Below are 8,031 nucleotides of genomic sequence, written 5' to 3' on the forward strand. Positions count from 1 at the left end.
GCAGGGCGCCCCTCAGCGGACCGGGTGCCCCGCCTCCCGCAGTGCGCCCTTGACCTCGCCGATGCGCAGATCGCCGAAGTGGAAGACGGAGGCGGCCAGTACGGCGTCGGCGCCGGCGGCGACGGCCGGGGCGAAGTCCGCGAGTTTGCCGGCGCCGCCCGAGGCGATCACCGGGACGGTGACGTGCTTGCGGACGGCCTCGATCATCGCGATGTCGTAGCCGTCCTTGGTGCCGTCGGCGTCCATGGAGTTCAGCAGGATCTCGCCGGCGCCCAGGTCAGCGGCGCGGTGGGCCCATTCGACGGCGTCGATGCCGGTGCCGCGGCGGCCGCCGTGGGTGGTGACCTCGAACCCGGAAGGGGTCCCGGCGTCGGTGCGCCGGGCGTCGACGGACAGCACCAGGACCTGGCTGCCGAAGCGCTCGGCGATCTCGCGGATCACCTCGGGGCGGGCGATGGCGGCGGTGTTGACGCCGACCTTGTCGGCGCCCGCGCGCAGCAGCTTGTCGACGTCCTCGGGGGTGCGCACACCGCCGCCGACGGTCAGCGGGATGAAGACCTGCTCGGCGGTGCGGCGGACCACGTCGTAGGTGGTCTCGCGGTTGCCGGAGGAGGCGGTGATGTCGAGGAAGGTCAGCTCGTCGGCGCCCTCCTCGCCGTAGACCTTCGCCATCTCGACGGGGTCGCCGGCGTCCCGCAGGTTCTGGAAGTTGACGCCCTTGACGACCCGGCCGTTGTCGACGTCCAGGCAGGGGATGACTCGTACGGCCAGGGTCATGACTGGGGGGCCTTTCTGTACGCCTCCACTTCGACCTCGACGACCAGGCGCGGGTCCACGAAGCCGGAGACGATGATCATGGATGCGGCGGGGCGGACGGAGTCGAACAGCTCCTTGTGAGCGCGTCCGACCTCGTCCACGTCCCGGGCATGGGTCAGGTACATACGGGTGCGTACGACGTCGTCGCGGCCGAGGCCGAGCTGCCCCAGCGCCGACAGGGCGGCCCGGAAGGAGGTCATCGCCTGCTCGTACGGGTCGGCGGCGACGACCTGCCCGTCGACGACGGAGGTGCAGCCGGAGACCAGCACCAGGCCGTTGGGGAGCTCGACCGCCCGGGAGCGGCCGAAGACGTCAGACCACGGGTCCTCGCCGGCGGACGGGACGCGCCGTACGCCGCTCATGGCGCGACGGCCTCCAGCGCCTCCTCCAGCGTGAACGCCTTCGCGTAGAGCGCCTTGCCGACGATCGCGCCCTCGACGCCCTCCGGAACCAGACCGGCGATGGCCCGCAGGTCGTCCAGGGAGGAGACGCCGCCGGAGGCGACGACCGGGCGGTCGGTGGCGGCGCACACATTGCGCAGCAGATCGAGGTTGGGGCCCTGGAGGGTGCCGTCCTTGTTGATGTCGGTGACGACGTAGCGGGCGCAGCCCTCGGAGTCCAGGCGGGCCAGCGTCTCGTAGAGGTCGCCGCCGTCGCGGGTCCAGCCGCGGCCGCGCAGGGTCGTGCCCCGTACGTCCAGGCCGACGGCGATCCGGTCGCCGTACTCCGAGATGATCTTGGCGACCCACTCGGGGTTCTCCAGGGCCGCGGTGCCGATGTTGACCCGGGTGCAGCCGGTGGCCAGCGCGGCGGCCAGCGAGTCGTCGTCGCGGATGCCGCCGGACAGCTCGACCTTGATGTCCATGGAGCGGGCGACCTCGGCGATCTGCGCGCGGTTGTCGCCGGTGCCGAAGGCCGCGTCGAGGTCGACGAGGTGCAGCCATTCGGCGCCGGCCCGCTGCCAGGCGAGGGCCGCCTGGAGCGGGTCGCCGTAAGAGGTCTCGGAGCCGGACTCGCCGTGGACCAGGCGGACGGCCTGGCCGTCGCGGACGTCGACGGCGGGCAGCAGTTCAAGCTTGTTCACAGCGTTTCGATCCAGTTGGTCAGGAGCTGGGCACCGGCGTCGCCGGACTTCTCGGGGTGGAACTGGGTGGCCCACAGCGGGCCGTTCTCGACCGCGGCCACGAACCGCTCGCCGTGCGTGGCCCAGGTGACCTTCGGGGCGGCCATGTGCGGGTTGCTGGTCTCCAGCTCCCAGTCGTGCACCGCGTAGGAGTGCACGAAGTAGTAGCGGGCGTCGGCGGGCAGCCCGGCGAAGAGCCGCGAGTCCTCGGCGGCGTCGACGGTGTTCCAGCCCATGTGCGGGACGACATCGGCCTTGAGCGGGCCGACCGTGCCGGGCCACTCGTCCAGGCCCTCGGTCTCCACACCGTGCTCGATGCCCCGGCCGAAGAGGATCTGCATGCCGACGCAGATGCCCATGACGGGGCGGCCGCCGGACAGCCTGCGGCCGACGAGCCAGTCGCCGCGGGCCTCGCGCAGTCCGCGCATACAGGCGGCGAACGCGCCGACGCCGGGGACCAGCAGCCCCTCGGCGTTCATCGCCCGGTCGTAGTCCCGGGTGATCTCCACCTCCGCGCCGACGTGCGCCAGGGCGCGCTCGGCGGAGCGGACGTTGCCGAAGCCGTAGTCGAAGACGACGACCTTCTTACGAGGTGTGGCGGCGCTCAATTCCATACCTCCAGCCGCAGCACACCGGCGGCCAGGCACATCGCCGAACCGATGGACAGCAGCACGATCAGGCTCTTGGGCAGCTGCTGCTTCCAGAAGGAGTAGACGCCGCCGAGGAGGAAGAGGCCGACGAGGATGAAGACGGTCGACAGACCATTCACGGGGTTACAGCGCTCCCTTGGTGGAGGGGATGATGCCCGCCGCGCGCGGATCGCGCTCGCTGGCGTAGCGCAGGGCCCGGGCCAGCGCCTTGAACTGGCACTCCACGATGTGGTGCGCGTTGCGGCCGTAGGGCACGTGGATGTGCAGCGCTATCTGGGCCTGCGCGACGAAGGACTCGAAGATGTGCCGGGTCATCGTCGTGTCGTACGTGCCGATCATCGGCGCCATGTTCTCCGGCTCGGTGTGCACCAGATACGGGCGGCCGGACAGGTCGACGGTCACCTGGGCGAGCGACTCGTCCAGCGGGACGGTGCAGTTGCCGAAGCGGTAGATGCCGGCCTTGTCGCCGAGGGCCTGCTTGAACGCGGCACCCAGCGCGAGGGCGGTGTCCTCGATGGTGTGGTGGGTGTCGATGTGCAGGTCGCCGTCGGTCTTGACCTTGAGGTCGAACAGACCGTGCCGGCCGAGCTGGTCGAGCATGTGGTCGTAGAAGCCGACACCTGTGGCCACTTCCACGTCCCCCCGGCCGTCGAGGTCGATCTCGACGAGCACGGACGTTTCCTTCGTTGTGCGCTCCACGCGTCCTACGCGGGTCATCGCTCGTTCTCCTTCAGGCTGCGTTCTTTGAACAGCGTGCGAACCGCGTCGAGGAACGCGTCGTTCTCGGCCGGGGTGCCGGCGGTGACCCGCAGCCAGCCCGGTACGCCGTTGTCACGGACGAGTACGCCCTGGTCGAGGAGCGCCTGCCAGGCGGCGTGGGCGCCCCCCTCGCCGTCGAATCGGCCGAACTGCACGAAGTTGGCGTCGGAGGCGGTGACCTCGCAGCCGATCGTCCGCAGCTCGGTGACCAGCCGGTCCCGCTCGGTCTTGAGCTGCTCGACGTACTTCAGGAGCGTATCGGTGTGCTCCAGCGCGGCGAGCGCGGTGGCCTGGGTGACGGACGAGAGGTGGTAGGGCAGCCGCACCAGCTGGACGGCGTCGACGACGGCCGCGTCGGCCGCCAGATACCCCAGCCGCAGCCCCGCCGCGCCGAACGCCTTGGACATCGTCCGCGAGACCACCAGGTTCGGCCGGCCCTCGATCAGCGGGAGCAGCGAGGGGCGGTGGCTGAACTCGCCGTAGGCCTCGTCGATCACCACCAGCGCCCCGGCCGCGTCCGCCTTCGCGGCCTGCGCGGCCTCGTACAGCGCGAGCACCGTGTCCGCCTCGACGGCGGTGCCGGTGGGGTTGTTGGGCGAGCAGACGAAGACCACGTCGGGCCGCCGTTCGGCGATGGCCGCCCTGGCCGCCTCGACGTCGATGGTGAAGTCGTCGTTGCGCGGTCCGGAGATCCACTCCGTGCCCGTGCCGCGGGAGATCAGGCCGTGCATGGAGTACGAGGGCTCGAAGCCGATGGCCGAGCGGCCGGGGCCGCCGAAGGTCTGCAGCAGCTGCTGGATGACCTCGTTCGAGCCGTTGGCCGCCCAGACCTGCTCCCTGGTGACCTCGTGGCCGCCGGTGCGGGTGAGGTAGCGGGCCAGCTCGGTGCGCAGCTCGACCGCGTCCCGGTCGGGGTAGCGGTTGAGCTGGCGGGCGGCCTCGGTCACCCGCTCGGCGATCCGCCGGACCAGCGGCTCGGGCAGCGGGTAGGGGTTCTCGTTGGTGTTCAGGCGTACCGGCACGTCCAGCTGCGGGGCGCCGTACGGGGACTTGCCGCGCAGCTCGTCCCGGATGGGGAGATCGTCGATGCGGGTCACGTGCCTGCTCACTTGCTCTGGGGGACCTTCCAGCCGAACCTTGCCTTGATCGCCGCGCCGTGGGCCGGGAGGTCCTCGGCCTCGGCGAGGGTCACCACATGGTGGGCGACCTCGGCCAGTGCGTCGCGGGTGTAGTCCACGACATGGATGCCGCGCAGGAAGGACTGCACGGAGAGCCCCGAGGAGTGGCAGGCGCAGCCGCCGGTGGGCAGCACGTGGTTGGAGCCCGCGCAGTAGTCGCCGAGCGAGACCGGGGCGTAGGGGCCGACGAAGACCGCGCCGGCGTTGCGGACCCGGGCGGCCACGGCGGCGGCGTCGGCGGTCTGGATCTCCAGGTGCTCGGCGCCGTAGGCGTCCACGACCTTGAGGCCCTCGTCGACGCCGTCGACCAGGACGATGGCGGACTGCCGGCCGGACAGGGCCGGGACGATCCGGTCCTCGACGTGCCGGGTCGCCGCGATCTGCGGGGCGAGCTCCCGCTCGGTCTTCTCGGCCAGCGCCACCGAGTCGGTGACCAGGACCGCGGCGGCCATCGGGTCGTGCTCGGCCTGGCTGATCAGGTCGGCGGCGATGTGCGCCGGGTCGGCGGTGTCGTCCGCGAGGATCGCGATCTCGGTCGGCCCGGCCTCGGAGTCGATGCCGATACGGCCCTTGAGCAGGCGCTTGGCGGCGGCGACGTAGATGTTGCCGGGGCCGGTGACGAGGTTGGCGGGCGGGCACTCGTCCGTGCCGTACGCGAACATCGCGATGGCCTGGGCGCCACCGGCGGCGTAGACCTCGTCGACGCCGAGGAGGGCGCAGGTGGCGAGGATCGTGGGGTGCGGCAGGCCCCCGAAGTCGGCCTGGGGCGGCGAGGTGACGGCCAGGGACTCGACGCCGGCCTCCTGCGCCGGGACGACGTTCATGACCACGGACGAGGGGTAGACCGAGCGCCCGCCGGGGACGTAGAGACCGACCCGCTCGACGGGGACCCAGCGTTCGGTGACCGTGCCGCCGGGCACGACCTTGGTGGTCACGTCGCTGCGGCGCTGCTCCCTGTGGACGATCCGGGCGCGCCGGATGGACTCCTCCAGGGCGGCGCGGACGGCGGGATCCAGCTCCTCCAGGGCGGCCTTGAGGGCCTCTTCGGGGACCCGTACCCGCTCGATCTCGACACCGTCGAACCGCCGCGCGTACTCGATCAGCGCCGCGGTGCCGCGATGGCGTACGTCCTCGCAGATGGGCCGCACCTTCTCCAGGGCGGCTTCCACGTCGAACTCGGCACGGGGCAGCAGGTCGCGCAGGGCGCCGCCCTCGGGGAGGGCGTCACCGCGCAGATCGATTCGGGAGATCACCTCCCCAGTGTCTCAGACCCGCTCTTGCGCCCGAGCCGCCGTATCACTCAGTGATACACAGCGACGCGGGCCCGGACGCGCCGCGATCCGGGCCCGCGAAGTTGACCGGAGTTGGCCCTGACCACGCGTGTTCAAGCAGTCACCGGGCGGGCAAGGGCCACGTAGCGGCGTACGGGGAGACCGGCGGGACGGGTGCGGCGCCGCGCGCAGACCACGTGCGATGTGCCTCCGAACAGGTTGCGGCACGCCTCGCAGCAGACCACGGGAGCAAGGGGGACACAGTGACCGAGCCCAGGGACGGCGACGCCCCCGCCGACCTGCGACTGACGTCGGCGGAGTGGAGCATGTGGCAGGCCTTCCGCAACGGCAGCACCTGCGATCTGCACATCGGCGACCCGGCCCGCGACGATCCGCACGGGCAGCACCTGTGGGGCCCGGAGCGCCGGGTGCGGGCGCGGGTGGTGGCGCTGCTGCTGCTCGACGGGCCGCCGGCGCAGCCGGGCCGGGTCTCGGCGCTCAAGCTCACCGGCGCGTACATCACGGACACTCTCGACGTTGCGGGCGGCACAATCGAGCCATTCGTCGAGCTGCGGGACTGCCGCTTCGAGGCCGAGGTGGTACTGCCGGAGAGCCGGTTCACCACGCTGCGGCTGGTGAACTGCGCGATACCGCGCCTGGAGGCGGCCCGCCTGCACACCGAGGGCGACCTCCACCTGCCCCGCTGCGTCGTCCAGTCCGGCATCCGCCTCACCGACGCGCACATCGGCACCGACCTGATGCTCAACCAGACGGTCGTCCACAAGGACCGCCAGGGCCGGTCGATCATGGCGGACGGGCTGACCGTCACCCAGGACCTCCAGGCGGAGATGCTGGAGTCCTACGGCGAGCTGTCGCTGCGCGGCGCCACCGTCGGCGTGTCGCTGAGCCTGCGCGGCAGCCGTCTGAGCAACCCCTTCGGCCGCCGGGCCCTGAACGCCCCGCAGCTCACCGTCGAGCGCACCCTCTACCTGACCGCGGCGGGCCTGGCGAACTCCCCGTTCTCCAGCACCGCCACTCCCCCGTACGGCATCTCCCACACCCCCTCGCGGGGCACCCGTATGCAGCGCTTCGAGTGCGAGGGCGGGATGCGCCTGGACGACGGGCGGTTCGGCGACGCGGTCGACTTCGAGCACGCCCGCTTCATCATGGAGTCCGACCAGGAGCTGTCGCTGCGCCGCATCCAGACGCCCGAACTGCGCTTCCTCGGCGAGCGGCCGCAGCGCGGTCGCGTCATCCTCTCCGGCGCCCGGGTCGTCAACCTCGTCGACAAGTCCGCGAGCTGGCCGGGACTCGGCGGGCTGTGGATGGCCGGCTTCGCCTACGAGACGCTGATCCCGCGCGGTCACTTCCCGCTCTCGCAGCGGCTGCAGTGGGTGGCCGCGGCGACCCCCGAGTACGCGCCCGAGCCGTACGAGATGCTCGCCACCTCGCTGCGGCGCAGCGGCGAGGACTCCGACGCCCGGGAGGCGCTGCTGGCCAAGCAGCGGCGGCGCCGCGAGACGCTGCCGCTGGCGGCGAAGGCCTGGGGCTTTCTGCAGGACTGGACGGTGGCGTACGGCTACCGCCCCGGGCGGGCCGCGGTGTGGATGGCCATCCTGTGGGCGATCGGCACGGCCTACTTCTCGATGTCCCCGCCACCGCCCCTCAAACCGGGCGAGGCACCGCCCTGGAACCCCTACCTCTACGCCCTCGACCTGCTGCTGCCGGTGATCGACCTCAACCAGGGCGCCGCCTGGAAACCGGGCGGCGCCGCCCAGTGGGCGGCGGCCGTACTGATCCTCGCCGGCTGGGTGCTGGCCACCACGGTGGCGGCGGGGGCGTCTCGGCTGTTGCGGCGGGCCTGATCGCTGCGCTTTGCCTGGGCCGACGTTGTTGGCTTTCTCGCCGTTGCGCCTGCGGCCCGTCCGCTGCGCTTTGCCTTGGCCGACGTTTTGCCTTACTCGCCGTTGCGCCTGCGGCGGGCTGGGTGCCGCTGCGCGGGGCTTTTCGGCTGCGGGTGCGGCCCTCCAGACTCCGTCCTACGGTCCGCCCCCTCCCGTTGTGGGTGGGAAGGATCCTTCTGCCGTCGTCGATGCTGCCGGACCCTCGCCGTCGTGGCCGATCACCGTTGCGGCAGATGAAGGGCCGGGTGCGCCCCCACCGGCCCCTCCTTCCCACCCACCCACGGGAGGTGGCGGGCCGGAGGGGTAGGGGTTTCGGACGTAAAGCGAAGC

9 protein-coding genes are annotated in these 8,031 nt (G+C 71.8%); 1 reads left to right on the forward strand and 8 read right to left on the reverse strand.

Annotation, left to right across the window (positions count from 1 at the left end; all coding sequences use genetic code 11):
- Positions 1–12: 12 nt before the first annotated feature.
- From hisF to hisD, 8 genes are read right to left on the reverse strand one after another with little or no spacing between them, the layout of a single operon-like run.
- Positions 13–777: an imidazole glycerol phosphate synthase subunit HisF gene (gene hisF, locus ACWD6P_RS25630; RefSeq protein WP_451446517.1), complete on the reverse strand. Its 765-nt coding sequence runs from the start codon at positions 775–777 to the stop codon at positions 13–15.
- Positions 774–1,178 (reverse strand): Rid family hydrolase, encoded by a 405-nt coding sequence (locus ACWD6P_RS25635; RefSeq protein ID WP_451446518.1) that lies wholly within the window; start codon positions 1,176–1,178, stop codon positions 774–776. Before ACWD6P_RS25635 ends, hisF begins: the two co-directional genes overlap by 4 nt.
- Positions 1,175–1,900 (reverse strand): bifunctional 1-(5-phosphoribosyl)-5-((5-phosphoribosylamino)methylideneamino)imidazole-4-carboxamide isomerase/phosphoribosylanthranilate isomerase PriA, encoded by a 726-nt coding sequence (priA, locus tag ACWD6P_RS25640; RefSeq protein ID WP_451446519.1) that lies wholly within the window; start codon positions 1,898–1,900, stop codon positions 1,175–1,177. Before priA ends, ACWD6P_RS25635 begins: the two co-directional genes overlap by 4 nt.
- Positions 1,897–2,553: an imidazole glycerol phosphate synthase subunit HisH gene (gene hisH, locus ACWD6P_RS25645; protein WP_451446520.1), complete on the reverse strand. Its 657-nt coding sequence runs from the start codon at positions 2,551–2,553 to the stop codon at positions 1,897–1,899. Before hisH ends, priA begins: the two co-directional genes overlap by 4 nt.
- Positions 2,544–2,708, reverse strand: a complete 165-nt coding sequence (locus ACWD6P_RS25650; protein WP_451446521.1) for a hypothetical protein — start codon at positions 2,706–2,708, stop codon at positions 2,544–2,546. The genes hisH and ACWD6P_RS25650 overlap by 10 nt, the downstream gene beginning before the upstream one ends.
- Before the next feature lie 4 nt (positions 2,709–2,712).
- Complete coding sequence (gene hisB / locus ACWD6P_RS25655; RefSeq protein WP_451446522.1) at positions 2,713–3,306, reverse strand: imidazoleglycerol-phosphate dehydratase HisB; 594 nt, start codon at positions 3,304–3,306, stop codon at positions 2,713–2,715.
- Positions 3,303–4,445 carry a histidinol-phosphate transaminase gene (locus tag ACWD6P_RS25660; protein WP_451446528.1) on the reverse strand — a complete coding sequence of 381 codons (1,143 nt, stop codon included), beginning with the start codon at positions 4,443–4,445 and terminating at the stop codon, positions 3,303–3,305. Before ACWD6P_RS25660 ends, hisB begins: the two co-directional genes overlap by 4 nt.
- Positions 4,446–4,453: 8 nt before the next feature.
- The gene (gene hisD, locus ACWD6P_RS25665; RefSeq protein WP_451446523.1) at positions 4,454–5,779 is read right to left on the reverse strand and encodes a histidinol dehydrogenase; all 1,326 of its coding nucleotides are present in this window, start codon (positions 5,777–5,779) and stop codon (positions 4,454–4,456) included.
- Positions 5,780–6,060: 281 nt separating this feature from the next.
- Between hisD and ACWD6P_RS25670 the strand changes: the two genes are divergently transcribed.
- Complete coding sequence (locus ACWD6P_RS25670; RefSeq protein WP_451446524.1) at positions 6,061–7,662, forward strand: oxidoreductase; 1,602 nt, start codon at positions 6,061–6,063, stop codon at positions 7,660–7,662.
- Positions 7,663–8,031 lie beyond the last annotated feature (369 nt).

The organism is Streptomyces sp. NPDC002446 (genome assembly GCF_053595675.1).